This is a genomic window from Dehalococcoidia bacterium, assembly GCA_040902535.1.
Lineage (GTDB): Bacteria > Chloroflexota > Dehalococcoidia > DSTF01 > JACRBR01 > JBBDXD01.
In genome coordinates this window covers 175,961-191,025 of the sequence record JBBDXD010000006.1, presented here as the reverse complement: position 1 = coordinate 191,025, position 15,065 = coordinate 175,961, and the positions used below count along the sequence as shown (strand labels likewise).

The following is a 15,065-nucleotide window of genomic DNA, read 5'->3' as shown; positions in this document are numbered from 1 at the left end:
GGGATACCCCCCTACTCAATTTCGCGAATTGAAAAATGTTGGAGCGCCAGCGCCTTCCGTTGGCAGATGCGTTTGTTTTCACCCACCCCCGGCATGCAGCTGATCGCACGATCTGGTGATAGTGCACGCTCATCCAATGCCTCCGGCGGCCGCTGCTTCCGACGCGGATGTCGAATAGGAAACGAACTCGGTCTGGGGAACGTGGTGCATACCCTTATTAGATAGATCTCTAACGGTATGCACCGATGTCCCCAGAACCCTCGCCACCGTCCGCTTGTGGGAGTGGCTCTCCTTCGCGATCGCAATGACCGTGGCCCGTTGGCCGTTCCCTTGAAGACGTTCCACGGCGTCGAGGATGCGCCGCTCTGCGTCGGCGCCGCGTTCGGTGTTGAGGTCGCTGCGGTTTGACGTGACGTGCAGTTCGTCCACTCGCAGTCCTGGCACGACGTGACCGGTATGAAGCACGAGCCGGACGTGCGTCCGAGAGGGGACGAACATGCCCGACTGCGGTTCGAGCGTGAGCAGACGCGCCCGATGCATCACCTGCACGATCTCATCGTCGCGGGCCGCCTTGAGCAGCGCGGATACGCGCTCGTCCTCAAAGTCCACCACGTCCACTTCGTATCGTTGGCCGCCATAGAGCCTGGGCGTCAGCGTCAACTGCCCGGAAACGGGCGGCTCGCCGTGGTGCAAGACCTGCGCCAGAAACACGAGGTCGTGCGCCGGAGGCATCGGCCGCCCGATCACGTGCAGCCGTTCGACGTCCGCGAGCACGTTCGAGCCGCGCGCGCTCTCGAACGTCAGGACCCTATCGTCGGCGAAGCCGAGGCCGAGCACCTCCTGACGGTTCGCCTTGAAGCAGACGGCGGCTTCCTTCGTCGTTTTGGACATCTCTCGCTCAGCGGTCACCTCGACGAGGACTCCCTTCAAGCGCTCGGCGTCGCGCAGGATCGTCAGGCCGTTGCTGGCGCCTGCGTACTGCACGACGGTGACGTTCGCTGGCAGCGGGATCGCTCCCTCGACGTCCGGCATGCGACGGTGCAACCGGGTTAGCGCGCACACGAACGACGGCACCGGCGTCGCCTCGAGGACCAGCAGCGGTTTGTCTTCGATGATCGACACGCCATCGCGATCCTTCGCCGGCGCACGCAGGTACCAGACATCGACACCGGTCGTGTCCATGCGTATGCGGCTGTTGAAGTCATCACCGCTCAGAAACGCTTCGAGCGTCCTCGCGCAAGGCGAGCAGCAGTGGCAACACGCTGGCTGGCGGGGACCCTTCGATGTCCTGCCGCGTCAGGATTCCCCCGGCCTTCCCCTCCGGGGACGGCATCGTTGGCTGCGCCGGAAGGCGATCGACCAGCGCCCCGATTTCCTGCCCGTACCGGCGCGCGGTGCGCGCGAAGTGGTCCCACACATCCGGACCGATCAAGGTCTGCGGCGGCGCATCCACCAGCGCATGCAGGACAACGGCCAGGACGTCACGCGCGGCACCACGCCGGCGCTTAAGGAGGAGCCGATGGCACCGCTGGAGCATCTCGACGGTCAGGCGCGTGCGTTGGAAGAGCGATCTTCCAAGATCCGCGTCATCAGCTACTACCACCCCGCCGCCCCGAAGGAACCGCGAATTAAAGAGCTGTTCCGCGGCGGCAACGCGCGTGCCAATGTGTGCAAACTGCTGGTAGTAGGCGCAACGGCTGCGCACCGGACAACGCGGCTTCTTCTCGGTGCCGCATGCCAGGGCCTCCACGTCGTGGCCATCGGCTGCCAATGCTTCCACGACGTCGAAGCGATCGCAGTTGGCCGGCTGGCGGCCCTCGATCAAGCCGTACCCGAACGCATCCGAAAGCTCCCGCGCAAGGCGGGTTGTGCCAACGACGATCCGCCCGTGCACCCGCGAGCCTGCCAGTGCATCCTTTGTTGCCGTCGTCTTGCCCGTACCGGGTGGCGTGCATACAAGGACGGCTTGCCCGGCGTGCCGTTCTGCGTTGGAGATGAAGTCGTGGATCGCGTCGCTCATTCGCGCACGAACCGACACGAGGTCAGCCCCCTGCTCCGTCTCTCCTGGGACAAGCGTCGCACGAGGCGTGCGGCGCTTCCCCAACTCGGACGGCACGAACGTCACCCGTCGGATGCGCGGACGAGCGCCCGTAAGCACCAGGTCGTCGATCCCCTTCGCGTCGCTCGCCTCCCACGTCGCGCGATAGGAGACGAGTCCGGCGTCGAAGAGCGCCCGGAGCCACCGCTCCCGAGCGCGATCCGTTTGAACGTTGTCCTCCTCGTCGAGCGCGACAATGACTTGAGCAGGCATCAGCGATGCAATCGCATCGATGTGTTCGGCGGTCAGCGACTGGCCCGCTACCGCGAACACCGGAACATCGGCGAGGTGATGCGTGACGATCGCCTTTGTTGCCCCCTCGGTGAGGAATAGGTCCGCACCTTCGCGGACCTCGCCAGAGAGGTGGTACACGGCTGTGAGGACGCTTCCGCGCGCCGTCTCGTACTTCCCGCCCAACAGCTTGAGCTGCAGGCCGGTGTAGCGATGCTCCGCATCCCAATACGGCACGATGTAGCCGTCACGCGGTCCATTCGCGCACCAGAATGTGAAGCGGCCGTTCTTGTCCGTGAAGCCGGGGCACTGCCGCACAGTGTCGGCGCCGAACCGCTCCGTCAGCTTGGCGAGGAAGGCGCGTAGCTCGCGCCCCTTCCTTGGAATGGAGCGGAAGCCCGCGCGAACGGCCGCTTCGCGAGAGAGACCTCGCGCGGTCAGATCCGCTTCGGCCTCGGCTCGCAGACCGAGACTTGCAAGCACTGCGGCGTAGACCTCGTCGCGCGTCGCAATCGGTACTGACGGGCGTGGTTGTCGCCTGTGGATGGGGGCACTCGCCACCGCGCCCCATCCGTGTTGCGACCCGCACGGACACGCTCCAAACAGCTGGTGCTTGTAGGCAGGCGGGCTGATGCTGATATCGAGGGGCAGTGTCCCCGCGTGCTCCGGCCGCGTGCAGTAGGAGACGCGATCAAGCGAGAATCCGGCACAGCGCACGCCCTGCCCTTGGCGCAGGCCAGCGTGACCTCCGCAGATGGAGCAGTGCTCTCGACTTGTGTGCCGCCGTAGCGCTTCCAACGATTTCTCCGAAAAACGAAAGAGGCCCTCGAACGTCCTTCCCAGACGTTGCGAGAGCCTCTGCGCCGCTCTAAGCGAAGTATTCAGTTGTGCGCGAGTTCGCTCTTACGAAGCTACTCTATGCAGCTCCTCCGTCGCAAACCATCCTGCGCCAAGTGTGTGGGTTGTCACGGTTCGGCCCCTGCCGGGGGTACCAGGCCCACACGGTCCACGCTGATGCCTCAAACGCGCGGAGCGCGCCACGCGCGATCGCTTCTCCCGGCGGTTCGCGTCTCAGCACATTAGATGGCAATACGAATCCTCGCCGATGGAGAGTGTGCCGGTTAGAGTAGACAGCCATCATGCTGAGCGACAGCGAGATTCACTGTGCCCGATGATCTCGAGGCGATTTCAACGCTGCTTGCACGCATAGACCACGGCTGGTCGGACCTCCGGTCGCGGGTCGAGCCGATGAATGAACGCGAGCTGTCGCGCGTCGGCGCGAACGATGATGGTTGGCTCTTGAGCGTCGTCCTGGCGCACATCGGACGATGGGAGGAGTGGCACCGCGAGGCCATCGACGCGCACGTGAAGGACGGTTCGGTGCGGTCGTACGATGGGTACGGCGCCTGGAACCGGGAGTGGGCTAGCCAGGACGCAGCGCTGTCTCCGAGCGAGGCGCGTTCGCGGATGCGCACGACGCACACGCAATTTCGCGCGTTTCTCGACGGTCTGCGCCCGGCCAGTGGGATGACGCCGTCGTTCGGTGGACGGAAACGTGCACCTGCGCGCACTACCAGGAGCACATGGGCGACGTGCTGGCGCCGACGTAGTGCGCGGCACGCGGGCGTCAGACAGCGGAGATGTCGGCTCTGAGGCGAAGCGAGATCACAACGTTCAGCGATTCGATCGCACTGGCGCAACGAACTATCGGATCGCGACGCTCGAAGCGGGCGCGAAATTGAAGCTCTCGGCGGAAAGCTGCGACTGGATGATCGCTGGCTCCGCGAGATAGTCGCCGGTCGTGACAACGCGCGCCAGGTACACCGCGGCTACGTAGTCGCTCTCGCGGTACACGCAAAAGCTCACGCGCTGCCCGTCGATGCGGTACGGCGTGACGACGTTCGAGCCTTCGTAGGGGCGGTTCGCCCGCGTGATCGGCCGCAGTCCTGACGGCGCGAGGTCCGTAATCTGGTAGCAGCCATCGAGCGACTGCGGCGCCAGCGCATAGTCGAGGCGCACTTCGACGATATCGCCGGCGCTGATGCCTCCGCCATCGACATCGATCGTGCGGCGCACATTGATGTCTGCATCAATCGCCACTGACGCAGGATCGAAGGGCGCTTCAAAGTACGTTGCGACGCCGACGGCGCCTTCGAGGGCTTGAGGCGAAAGTTGCGCGAGTTGTTGCGTCGACACCGTCAGGGCGAATGGGCGGCCTGCTTCGAGCGTCTGCTCCTCGCCGCTGCCGTCGAGCGTATAGCTGAATCGCACCGGCGCAGACGAGAGCCGCGGAAGGGCACGCGCGAGGTAGCTGATCTGCTCCAGTTCGATCAGCAGATCCTCCGTCGCGTTCGCCTGCGTGTAGGCGAACATCTCGTCCGCGGAAGGATCTCCGAGGCCTGCGCCGAGGTCGGCGGCGAGCGCAGTCAACTCAAGAATGTCGTCCTGGTCAACACCTGCACGCACCCGGACGAACGGCGCGCGCCGCTCCGCATAGCGCAGGAGCACTTCGCGGTACTGCTGTCGCGCCGCGACCTCGTCGCCGGCCGCGAGGGCTGCGAGGCCCAGGTACAGCCGTTCGCGCGGCGCGAGGTCGTCCTCCGCGGCGATGGCGGCTATCGAGGGGAGCACTGGCTCACCGGCGGCGGCGAGTCCGAACAGCGCGACGATCGACCGCTCGCGCGTCTCGTCGGGATCGTCGAGCACGCTCAAGAAATACTGCGCGAGGCCGTTGCGCCCGAACTTGCCCGGCCCGGTCGACGCCATGCGCGCGCTGAGGAGCAGATCGTCGTCGGCGTACGGGAAGAGTGCGATGCCGCCTTCTGCGGTCTGGTAGATCGCACCGTCGAACGCGGACGCGGGGCCGTCATCGACGTCGAAGTGGTCGCGCAGCAGATCATGCGCGAGCGTGCGTGCCAACTGCTGATCGACGCGGTCGCCGTAGCCCCAGGCGAGCCGCAGCAGGTCGTCATAGTAGCGACCGCGATTGTTGTCCGTGAAGACGACCTGCGTGCTTCCCGTCGACGCGCCCTTGAGCGCGAAGCCGGGCGTCAATTCGTAAAAGCGCGCCTCGCCGCGTCGCAGCCGCGACGTGACGACGCTGATCGTCCGCACGATCGCGTCCTGCATGTCGCCGGAGCGGGCGCGAATCGTGAGCGCGTGCTCACCCTCCTGCAACGGCGGCAGCGCCAGCTCCACGCCGCGGAACGCCTCCCCGCTCACCAACATGTCATTGGCGCCGAGCGACGGTGCGCTCACCTCGTATTCGACGGCGTCGCCGCTTTGCAGCGCGCTGCCGAAGGCACGCAGCGCGATCACCGGACGGTCGGCGGAGAGATACTCGTCGCTCGCCGTCGCCTCGACGAAGAAAGGCAACCCCGAAGGCAGCGCGGTGAGCGCGGCGCCCGCGCGCAGATCGCCCGTGACCGCGCGCGACGTGACGCGCCACGATGTGATGTTGTCGGGCAATGTGAACGTCACGCTCGCGTTGCCGCCGGCGTCCGTACGGACGGTGCGGAAGAGCGCCAGGTCGCGAAAGTCCGAACGCGGCGTGATCGGACCGCCGGTATCGGGCGGGTTCGTCGCGGCGCCGCCCGGCGCGTACCCGTGCTGGCTTTGCAACTCTTCGATGGCGGTATACGACGGCAGATAGACGGCCAGCAGGCCGGATGATAACGGCTGGTACAACTGCTGGAGCATCTCGCCTTCGTAGTTCCAGCCCTGCGCGCGAAAGATCGCCTCATCGACGAGACTCAGAAGCGCCTCGGCGGCGACGGGGTTGCCCTGGCCGTCGCGCGTTTCGATCGACAACGTCACGTCGTCGCCGGGCTCGTAGCGTTCGGCGTCGGACGTCACGCTCAACTCGATCTCCCGGTCGCTGAAGTCGAAGCTAGCGACGTAGTCTCCGGGCGCGGATTCGTATCCGCGACCGTTGAACTGCACAGCGGAAATGTTTACGTTCGGAATGTCGCTCGCTGCGAAGTTCCACTGCAGTCTCGGCTCGAAGGCCTGGTGATAACCGAGAATGCCATCGCGGGCGCGCAGGAACAGATACCGCCGATTGGCGCCAGACTCGGCCGGCTTGCCAAGACGCCGGACGGTGAGGTCAACGGCGTCGTTTTCGGCGTAGCTGGTCGTGGCGTAGTAGGGACTTTGGCCAGACGCGACGGTCTCCTTGAGGCTGAGCGCTCCGTCGGACGCGTACGTTGGGTAGGGAATCTGGTCGCCGCTGACGTACGTCTCGACGCCTGTGAGGCGGCCTGCGTCGTCGGTAGTGCCGATGCGCACGCGGTATGACTTGCCGCGTTCGACTGCGAAACCGACGCGGTAGGTGCCATCCGCGGCAGATGTCGCGGCGAAGGTGCCGAGCGCTCGTTCGACGGTGTCGTAGCGGTAGCGTTTGCGCGTGAGCTTGGCGATGAAGTCATAGTACTCGCCGACCTCGACTTCGTTGTACGTGATCTCCGTCACGGCAGCGCTGATGGCGCGGCCGGGCGGCGGCGCGCCACGCATGTCTTCGTACCAACTGCCGCCGTCGCCGCCATCAAACGCCGCAAGGTCGACCTGATGCACGTTGCCGGTGATCGTCGCGCGGCCGTCGGCGACATCGCCGGTGGCGTCGATTGCGAGTGAAGCCGGGAGCACGTAGAACGTCGTCTCGCCGCTGATTTCGCCCTGCTCCGGCCCGATGGGGTACGCGCTGGCGTAGCGATACGCCGGCCCGCCGTAAGGATCACCTGCGGTCGCCACGTACGACATGGAAGCCGCGCCATCGGCATCGGTGGTGATCGTGCCCTGCTCACCGCCGTCTGGCGGGCTGTAGGCCAGGTCGACGAAGGGCACGGGACTGCCGTCGAAGAACTCCGTCGACACGTCGACGCTGACGTTCTCGCCGGCGAACAGCGCGTTGCGCGACGGCACGACGTCGATCTTGTAGGCGGGCTTGATGAAATTCTCGACCTGCACATACGTCGATGCGATCGTCTCGTCGCCGGCATCGATGCTGAGTTGGTAGCCGCCAGGCGCGGCGCCCTCGAACGAGAGCGCGCCCTCGACCGTGCCGAGATCGGAGACTTGGACGGACGTCTCAGCGAGCAGCGACGGGCGGTACGACGAGTCGTAATAGTTACCGCCGCTGAGGCGCACGGTGAGCGTCTGGCCGGGCTCAAAGTCGTCGCGGAGCTTCGCCACGCCCCAGAAATGGATCGCGTCTGATGGGCGATACAGCGACCGATCCGGATAGATGTACGACCAGTAGTCCGGCGATCTGCCGCCATAGTAGGAGTCGTACCCACTCCTATCGTAGGTGTAGCCATAGAACCCGATCGCCTGGCTCGCCGCGAGCGGCACGACGGCGATGCGTCCATCGTGTTCGACGCGCAGCGTGCGCCCGCCCGCATCGTCACCTTCGGCGGGGATGAGTGCGTCAGGCGTGTCAAAGAACGCGACACCGTCGTCGCCGGTGCGGAATGTCGTTCCGTCGGCGTCCTTGATGGCAGCATCCGCCGCGGGCGCTCCGGTCGCAAGATCGTTCACCCAGACGAGCGTCTTCGGATCGCTGAGCGACGCATAGGAGGCCAGGTCGGTAACCTGCAAAAGCGCCTGCGCATCGATGCCGTCACGCTGCGTCTGCACCAGGTAAAAGCCGGGGTCGAGCGCCGACGGGAAGACCGTGAACAACTGTTGCGAGTACTGCTCGGACACGCGCCGGACACTGCCGTTCAACGTCGCGATCTGTTCCAGTCCGGACGTGTCGAGACGGAAGTTGCGGCGGCTGTAGTACGTCCATCGCGGCACGGCGACCGCCTCATCGATGGCCTCGACAAATGCGTCGACATCGGCGTAGCGGTAGACCTCGAACGGCAGCGAAAGCTGCTCGTCGTAGGAGTAGGTCTCGATCTGCAGGGACGGCGGCTCGGTCGTCGAAGCTTCGAAGACCAACCGCGCGAAGAACACACCCTCCGGCGACATGCCGAGTTGATCCTGCCGCCTTGCGGAGCCCGTCTCAAACGAAAATGTGTGCGGCTCGCGTGTCTCGAGACCGCCGTCAGCGACTGTGACGCCGGGCGCCACGGTCACCGTGTACAGCGTCTCCGGAACGAGCCGCTGCGGCACGAAGACGAGGACGCGCTTGTGCAGCTCAAACCGCCCCCGGACGGCAGGCGTAATCGTGACGCGATCCTCGAATCGGGCGATGCCGTCGTGGCTGAACGTCATCTCGATACCGGTATCGAGCGGCACGTTCGATGCCTCATCGGCCGGCAAGGTCTGGACTACGCGCAATGGGCCTTCGGTCTGGAACGCCCAGTTGCGCACCTGGCGCCCATCGTCGGCGCTGATCAGGGTGAAACGATAGCGCGTCGACTCCCGCAGCGCCTGCGTTGGTCGAAGCGTCAGGTGGCCGGCGCCACCGTCGACCTCAAACTCGGCCGGCGGATCGACGAGCAGCAACTCGTGCACGCGATCGCGGTCGAGATCGTCACGCTTCGACGCAAGTACGAACGACGTGTCCCGCGCGATGACGTCGCCGTCCTGCTTCTTCGCGCTGAGCGCGTATGTGTCGTCGAGCGGCGGCACATCGACGGCCTCCCAGCCCTCGGTGAGCGGCTGGTGTTCGATCGGTGCATCGACGACCGCAACGTGATCGCTGTCGTCGCCGGTCGAGCAGGTGAGGAGTCCTCCCGCAAGCGCCAACAAGAGCGCAACCAGCATCGCGGCTTGCAGCCGTCGTGACGAGAGAAACGGAAGCACACGCGCGCTCATACGCATCGAACCCAATGCGGCCACCCTGCCGGCCGTGCTGGTTGAACGCACAGACGCATCCATTAGTTAACGATCAGGCTGAAATTTGACGGGTGGCGAGGCTGTGGCGACGTCAGCGCATGAGCCAACCACCGTCGTCGAACCCCGCTTCGCCTGTCGGGCACAGGCGCTCGCCAGTGGGCCGGCGCGTGATCACATAGTGCAGGTGCGGAGCCTCGGAGTAGCCGGAGTCGCCTGTGTAGCCGATGACGTCTCCTTTCCGCACGGGCCACCGCGCCACCTGCACACCGAACGCGAGCGGTGCGGGCGTCGAGAACGCAGATGCGTAGTCGAAGGATCGCCCATACGGCGCGACGAAGGCCTCGTCGGGGATCGCGGCGAGCGTGGGATCGATCTGCAGGTGACCGTAGTCAGTGCGGAACTCCTCGCCGGCCACCGCGACGTAGATGCCCATGCCGCCGCCCGGCCCGGGAAAGGGATCCAACGGCGCCCGCGTGCGGTCGGGGTTGCCTATGTACGGTTCGCGGTCGACAGCGTGGTAGTCGAAGCCGTTGGCGACGGTATTGGCGATGAGCACGGCATCACCGTCCATCGTCGCATAGACCGCTGTGCCTGACGGTACGTACCAGTCGACGGCCGGCGTCGCCTCGTACTCGACATGGACGCGGCAGTTCCAGCCCGACGCATTGGCCAGGTCCGGGTCGTCGGAAGCCTGCTGCACGCTGACGTCGCGTATCGGCGGGCCAGCACCCACTTCGATCACGCGTGAGCCCACGGCGCCGGTTACCCGGTCGGCGGGCAAGTCGGGATCAAGCGGAAAGCCCGTGGGGAGCGCCCCGTGCGGCTGCCCAGCCGCAGGCGAAGGATCCGGAGGTGCGGCTGTGGCCGTTGCGGGCGCAGCGGCGGTGACGGTCGCGGCGCTCGACGTAGCTGTCGGCGGCGCTTGGGCACCTTCAGCGCAGGCCGCCGACGACACGATCAGAAGGACCGTCGCGGCCAGATGGCTGAAATGGAGTTCACGCATATACAGAAGTTTCACACTTTTTATGTAGAGAAGACACCGCTGGACCGGGCTCCTAGGGGTAGAATCGCATACCCAAGCCTCGCCGACATGCCGATTACGTAGTCAACTGTCCAGTCCGGCCGCAATGTCGTTGTGAGGCGCTGCTTTGTTAATCTCGCTGTTCTCCGCCGTCGCTGTTGCCGTGACGTTTGTCGCGGCGATCGCGCCACCCATCCACATCCCGGGCCAACAGAAGGGCGAAGAAGGGCGCTTCCCTGCCGCACCCGGCTACCTATTGCCCTGGGCGGGCGGCGAGATCCACTCGGTCACGCAGGGCGAAGAAACGACCTTCACGCACAATGGCAGCACCGCTTACGCGTTCGACTTTGACCTCTCCTATGACACGATCGTCGCCGCCCGCAGCGGCAAGGTGCTGATGGTGCGAGAGGACTCGAACAGCGGCGGCTGCAGCCCTATCTTCTCGACCGCTGCCAATTATGTCGTGATCGACCACGGCGATGGGACGTCGGCGCTGTACCTGCACCTCGCGCATAACGGCGCGCAAGTCGCAGCGGGCGACATCGTCGACCAGGGAGATCCGATAGCAGTCTCCGGAGAGACGGGCCTGACCTGCGCGGACGATGAAGGCGGCGGTCCCGGTCCGCACCTGCATTTCCAGGTCCAGCGCACGGAGGAGCAGCGTCCGCTCACGCAGTCGCTGCCGGTTGCGTTCGACGACATCGATACGAACAGCGGTGTGCCGCAGGACGGCAGATCATACGCATCCGGGAACTACGGTAAGGGCCAACCGCAGAAGATCGAACTCACGCCATGGCGCGTGCCTCGCGTGTTCAACCCGATCGCCCGACCCGCCGATCCGACGCTCGTCGAGGTCCCGGCATTGCCGACGCCGACGCCTACCGCACCGCGTCCCGAAGCTCAGCTCGCCGGGGCAACGACAACAGGCACGGCCACGCCGACCGAGCCTCCGACACGCACGCCGGTACCCGACGATACATGGACGCCGGCCCCGGACGACACGCATACACCTGTACCACCGACGCCGCTGCCACCGACGGCTGTGCCACCGACCGAGACGGCCACGCCGCCCCCGGTCGATACGCCGACGCCAGTCGTCGATACGCCGATCCCGGCGACGGAAGCAGCGACCGTCGAGAGCATTCCGCCGACGGCCGAACCGGCAACGGTCGAGCCTGCACCTCCCTGACAACGCGCGCCGTCGATCAGTCGACTTCCTGACGCGCACCGACGCGAGCGTGCGCGCATGACTGCGCGCATCCGGTTTCCGCGCGTCGCAACGCGAACGGGCATAATGCCACGCTCGTGCTAAGCTGACGCGCTCCGGACCTAGCACGAGGATTCAACTTGCCGGCGGAACCCAAAGCTGTGCCCGCGTCGAGCGTGCAGGTCCTTGCGCTTGCTGCCGATCGCGGGCTTTCCCGTGTCATTCTCAAGCTCGCATGGCCCGTGGGCGTCGAGCGCTTTTCAATCTCGGTCCTGAGCGCGGTCGATGCGGTGCTCGTCGGGCGTTATGTCGGTGCGGACGGATTAGCGGCCGTCGGGATCGGGACGCTCATGTTCTGGATCCCGCTCTCGGGCGCCCTGGCGGTCGATGTGGGAGCGACCGCGGTGGTGGCGCGCGACGTCGGCGCCGGCGACCGCTCGCGCGTCCAGGCAGCGTTGCACGCTTCGATCGTGCTTGCGCTTGTGTGGGGCATCCTCTGCACAGCTATCGTATTCGCCGCGGCGCCGTGGCTCATGCGCCTCATGGGCGCCGAGCCAGAGGTCGTGCCGCACGGCGTCGAGTACCTCCGCGCCGGGTCGATCGGGTTTCCGATGCTGATGGTGCTGTACGCCGTCAGTGGCGCGCTCCGGGGCATGGGAAATACGTGGATGCCAATGGTGATTTTGATCATCGTGAATGCGATCAACGCGATCGTCACGTTTGTGCTGATCTCGGGCGACGTGGCGGACTTAGGCGTGCTCGCTTCGGGCATTGGTTACGCGGCGGCGGGGACGACGGGCGGTGTGCTGGCACTGGCGCTGGCAGCCAGCGGGCTGGCGCCGGTCCGCATGGACGTCACGCGTTTGCTTGCCACGAGCCGCGAGTCGATGGCGCGTGTGCTGCGCATCGGGCTGCCGGTGGGGCTCGAAGAGGCGCAATTCATGTTCGCGTTCCTGGTGTATACGCGCATCGTGGCGCGGCTGGGCACGGAACAACTCGCCGCGCACTCACTGGCGCTGCGATCGCTGGAGCTGGCGATCCTGCCCGGCTTTGCGCTCGGCACGGCGGCGACGGCACTCGTGGGGCAGTACCTGGGTGCCGGGCTGCCGGACATGGCGGAAGCGATCGCCAAGCGCGTGCGCTTCTTCGCGCTCTGCCTGCTCGTGACGATGGCCGCGGTGCAGTTCGCCATCGCGCCGTACGTCGTCGAGCTATTCGTGCGGGACGACCCGGAGGTCGTCGAAACCGGTACCAGGCTGTTACGGGTGTTTGCGTTCGCGCTTCCGGCAATGGGCGTCCATGCGTCGCTGTCCGGTGTGCTGCGCGGAGCCGGGGACGTGCGCTTCGTGCTGTACACGTTCACGTTCACGGCGTGGGGGATTCGCGTGCCGATCGCGGCGTTCATGGTGATCGTGCTTGGTCTCACCGTGCCGTTCGCCTGGCTCGCCGCTGTCACGGAGAACTGGGTCCGAGCAGCGCTCGTACAACGCCGCTTCGCGCTGGGCGCATGGAAGCGCCTGAAGGTCTGAAGGAGCGGCGAGCTTCAACAGGTACCTTCGCCGGTTCTGCTTCGACGGCCGGTTGGCGATACTGACGCATGCGTATCGGCATCGTCGCGGACGTGCACTGCAACCACGAGGCGCTGCGCATCGCGCTCGACCGGATGGGGGATGTCGACGAGCTGCTCTGTGCGGGCGACGCCGTCTACCAGTTCCGCTTCTCGAACGAAGTGATGCAAATCCTGCGCGAGCGAGGCGCCCGCTACATCCTGGGCAATCACGAGGAGGTGCTGCTCGGGAAGTGGGGCAGCAAGGCGCGGTCGGCCGACTGGGTGCGCGGCGCGGATCTGGAGTATATGTCGTCGCAGCCATCCCGGCTGGAGACGACCGTGGGCGGCAAGAAGCTGGTGATGGTACACGGGAGCCCGTTCGAGCCGCACAACGAGTACATCTATCCGAAGAGCCCGAGCATCGCGAAGCTCGCCACGATCGATGCGGACTACGTGATCCTCGGCCACACGCACTATCAGATGGCGGAGCGGCTCGGTCGCGTGCTGGTCATCAACCCGGGGTCGGCCGGCGAAGCGCGGGATGCGCGGAACGCGTTCCGGTTGTCCTACGCCGTACTCGATACGTCGAGCGTCGACGTGGTGTTTGACGACTTCCAGGATCCCACGCGCGCTGCCGTCGATCCTTCGATCATCCCGCGCGCGCCGCTCGACGCCGGAGCCGGGCGCGACGATCCCACGCCGGAAAACACGAACTTCTGGACACCGGGCAACTAGCCTGCGGGCTATAGACGCTTCTGCAAGCGCTCAGCCGAGAATCCGCATCGTGGTGACACGGCCGCCTCCGGATAATGCTTCCGCACACGCGTGGAGGCGGCGCTATCGACTGGAGTGAATTGTTCGTCCCGAGCATGTCGGTGTTCGAGGTGGTGATCCGAGGTTCGCTGATGTACCTCGCGCTGTTCGCGATGCTGCGCGTGGTGCTGAAGCGCGAGGCCGGGGCGGTGGGCGTAACGGACCTGCTGGTGATCGTGCTGGTGGCAGACGCCGCGCAAAACGCGATGTCGGCGGACTACACGTCGATCACGGAGGGCGTCGTGCTCGTCGCCGTCATCCTGTTCTGGAGCTTCGCGCTCAACTGGGTTGGATTCCGGGTGCCATGGATCGGCCGGCTCGTGCACCCGCCACCGCTCGAGTTGGTGAAGGACGGAAGGATGCTGCGGCGCAACATGGAGAAGGAGCTGATCAGCGAAGAAGAGCTGATGAGCCAAATTCGCCAGCAAGGCGTCGACGACGTCGCGGAGGTCAAGCGAGCGTGCATCGAAGGCGACGGCCACATCAGCGTGGTCACGCGCGATGCCGGAGAGACGCGCAACAAGCGCGCGAACGAAACCGCGGTATGAGCGTGCGGGGGCTGAGCCGGATCAGATGTGGCAGGTCGAGAGGCCGCGCTTCTCGAGGTACTGCTGGTGGTACTCCTCAGCGGGGTAGAACGTCGCCGCGGGCGTGATCTCCGTAACGATCGGCCGCCGGTAGCGACCATCGCGCTCGAGCGCGTCCTTGGAGTCCGTCGCGGCGCGTTGCTGTTCAGGCGAGTGATAGAAGATCGCGCTGCGATACTGCTCGCCTACGTCGGGGCCCTGGCGGTTGAGCGTCGTCGGATCGTGGTTCTCCCAGAAGACGTCGAGCAGCGCGGCGTACGGGACGAGCTCTGGATCGAACTGCACCTCGACGACCTCGGCGTGGCCGGTATCGCGATAGCAGACGTCCTCGTAAGTCGGATCGTCGAGCGCACCGCCCATGAAGCCGACAGCGGTGGACTTTACGCCTTTTATCTGGCGGAACGCGGCTTCGACGCCCCAGAAGCAACCGGCGCCGAACGTCGCCTTTTCGATCGCGTCGTTGGTATCAGTAGTCATGGTTCAGTGTAGCGTTTCGCCCGCCGCAGGTGGCGTACAGGGTGCGAAAAGAGTCCGCCAGAGGTGGCGGACTCTTCGCGATGGCATTGGTAGCGCATGCGGGATTCGAACCCGCGATCTCCGCCTTGAGAGGGCGGTGTCCTGGGCCGCTAGACGAATGCGCCAATTGGCTGGGGATGGAGGATTCGAACCCCCACATACGGATCCAGAATCCGCTGTCCTACCATTAGACGAATCCCCAGCGTGGTTCGATCTTAGCACGGGCATTCTGAGGCGGACAACCGGCGGCTCCAGCACCG

Annotated in this window: 9 protein-coding genes and 2 tRNA genes; 4 read left to right on the top strand and 7 right to left on the bottom strand. The window is 65.7% G+C overall.

What is annotated here, in order from left to right; all coding sequences use genetic code 11:
• Positions 1-129 precede the first annotated feature (129 nt).
• The 4 genes from WEB52_03815 to WEB52_03800 form a co-directional block, all read right to left on the bottom strand.
• Positions 130-1,182 (bottom strand): hypothetical protein, encoded by a 1,053-nt coding sequence (locus tag WEB52_03815; protein MEX2225559.1) that lies wholly within the window; start codon positions 1,180-1,182, stop codon positions 130-132.
• Positions 1,183-1,204: 22 nt separating this feature from the next.
• Positions 1,205-2,812: a hypothetical protein gene (locus WEB52_03810; protein ID MEX2225558.1), complete on the bottom strand. Its 1,608-nt coding sequence runs from the start codon at positions 2,810-2,812 to the stop codon at positions 1,205-1,207.
• A 1,221-nt stretch (positions 2,813-4,033) separates the two neighbouring features.
• Positions 4,034-9,079 carry an Ig-like domain-containing protein gene (locus tag WEB52_03805; protein MEX2225557.1) on the bottom strand — a complete coding sequence of 1,682 codons (5,046 nt, stop codon included), beginning with the start codon at positions 9,077-9,079 and terminating at the stop codon, positions 4,034-4,036.
• Positions 9,080-9,203: 124 nt separating this feature from the next.
• Positions 9,204-9,893 carry a M23 family metallopeptidase gene (locus WEB52_03800; protein ID MEX2225556.1) on the bottom strand — a complete coding sequence of 230 codons (690 nt, stop codon included), beginning with the start codon at positions 9,891-9,893 and terminating at the stop codon, positions 9,204-9,206.
• Between the two features lie 367 nt (positions 9,894-10,260).
• On the opposite strand from WEB52_03800, the gene WEB52_03795 reads away from it, so the two are divergent.
• The 4 genes from WEB52_03795 (at position 10,261) to WEB52_03780 (ending at position 14,250) form a co-directional block, all read left to right on the top strand.
• Positions 10,261-11,322, top strand: a complete 1,062-nt coding sequence (locus WEB52_03795; GenBank protein MEX2225555.1) for a M23 family metallopeptidase — start codon at positions 10,261-10,263, stop codon at positions 11,320-11,322.
• A gap of 158 nt (positions 11,323-11,480) precedes the next feature.
• Positions 11,481-12,869 carry an MATE family efflux transporter gene (locus WEB52_03790; protein ID MEX2225554.1) on the top strand — a complete coding sequence of 463 codons (1,389 nt, stop codon included), beginning with the start codon at positions 11,481-11,483 and terminating at the stop codon, positions 12,867-12,869.
• Between the two features lie 68 nt (positions 12,870-12,937).
• Entirely contained in the window at positions 12,938-13,624 is a 687-nt protein-coding gene (locus WEB52_03785; GenBank protein ID MEX2225553.1) for a metallophosphoesterase family protein, read from the top strand.
• 74 nt (positions 13,625-13,698) lie between these two features.
• On the top strand, positions 13,699-14,250 hold the full coding sequence (locus tag WEB52_03780) for a YetF domain-containing protein (GenBank protein MEX2225552.1): 552 nt from the start codon (positions 13,699-13,701) through the stop codon (positions 14,248-14,250).
• A gap of 21 nt (positions 14,251-14,271) precedes the next feature.
• Here the strand turns inward: WEB52_03780 and msrA are convergent, their stop codons facing one another.
• The 3 genes from msrA to WEB52_03765 form a co-directional block, all read right to left on the bottom strand.
• Complete coding sequence (msrA, locus tag WEB52_03775) at positions 14,272-14,766, bottom strand: peptide-methionine (S)-S-oxide reductase MsrA (GenBank protein ID MEX2225551.1); 495 nt, start codon at positions 14,764-14,766, stop codon at positions 14,272-14,274.
• Between the two features lie 87 nt (positions 14,767-14,853).
• Positions 14,854-14,930: transfer RNA gene (locus tag WEB52_03770), tRNA-Glu, on the bottom strand.
• A gap of 3 nt (positions 14,931-14,933) precedes the next feature.
• A tRNA-Gln gene (locus WEB52_03765) sits at positions 14,934-15,007 on the bottom strand.
• Positions 15,008-15,065: the final 58 nt, after the last annotated feature.

Coding starts and splice junctions, on each gene's coding strand:
- WEB52_03815 (MEX2225559.1), bottom strand. CDS start 1,182: ATGGACACGACCGGTGTCGATGTCTGGTACCTGCGTGCGCCGGCGAAG.
- WEB52_03785 (MEX2225553.1), top strand. CDS start 12,938: ATGCGTATCGGCATCGTCGCGGACGTGCACTGCAACCACGAGGCGCTG.
- WEB52_03780 (MEX2225552.1), top strand. CDS start 13,699: ATGCTTCCGCACACGCGTGGAGGCGGCGCTATCGACTGGAGTGAATTG.
- msrA (MEX2225551.1), bottom strand. CDS start 14,766: ATGACTACTGATACCAACGACGCGATCGAAAAGGCGACGTTCGGCGCC.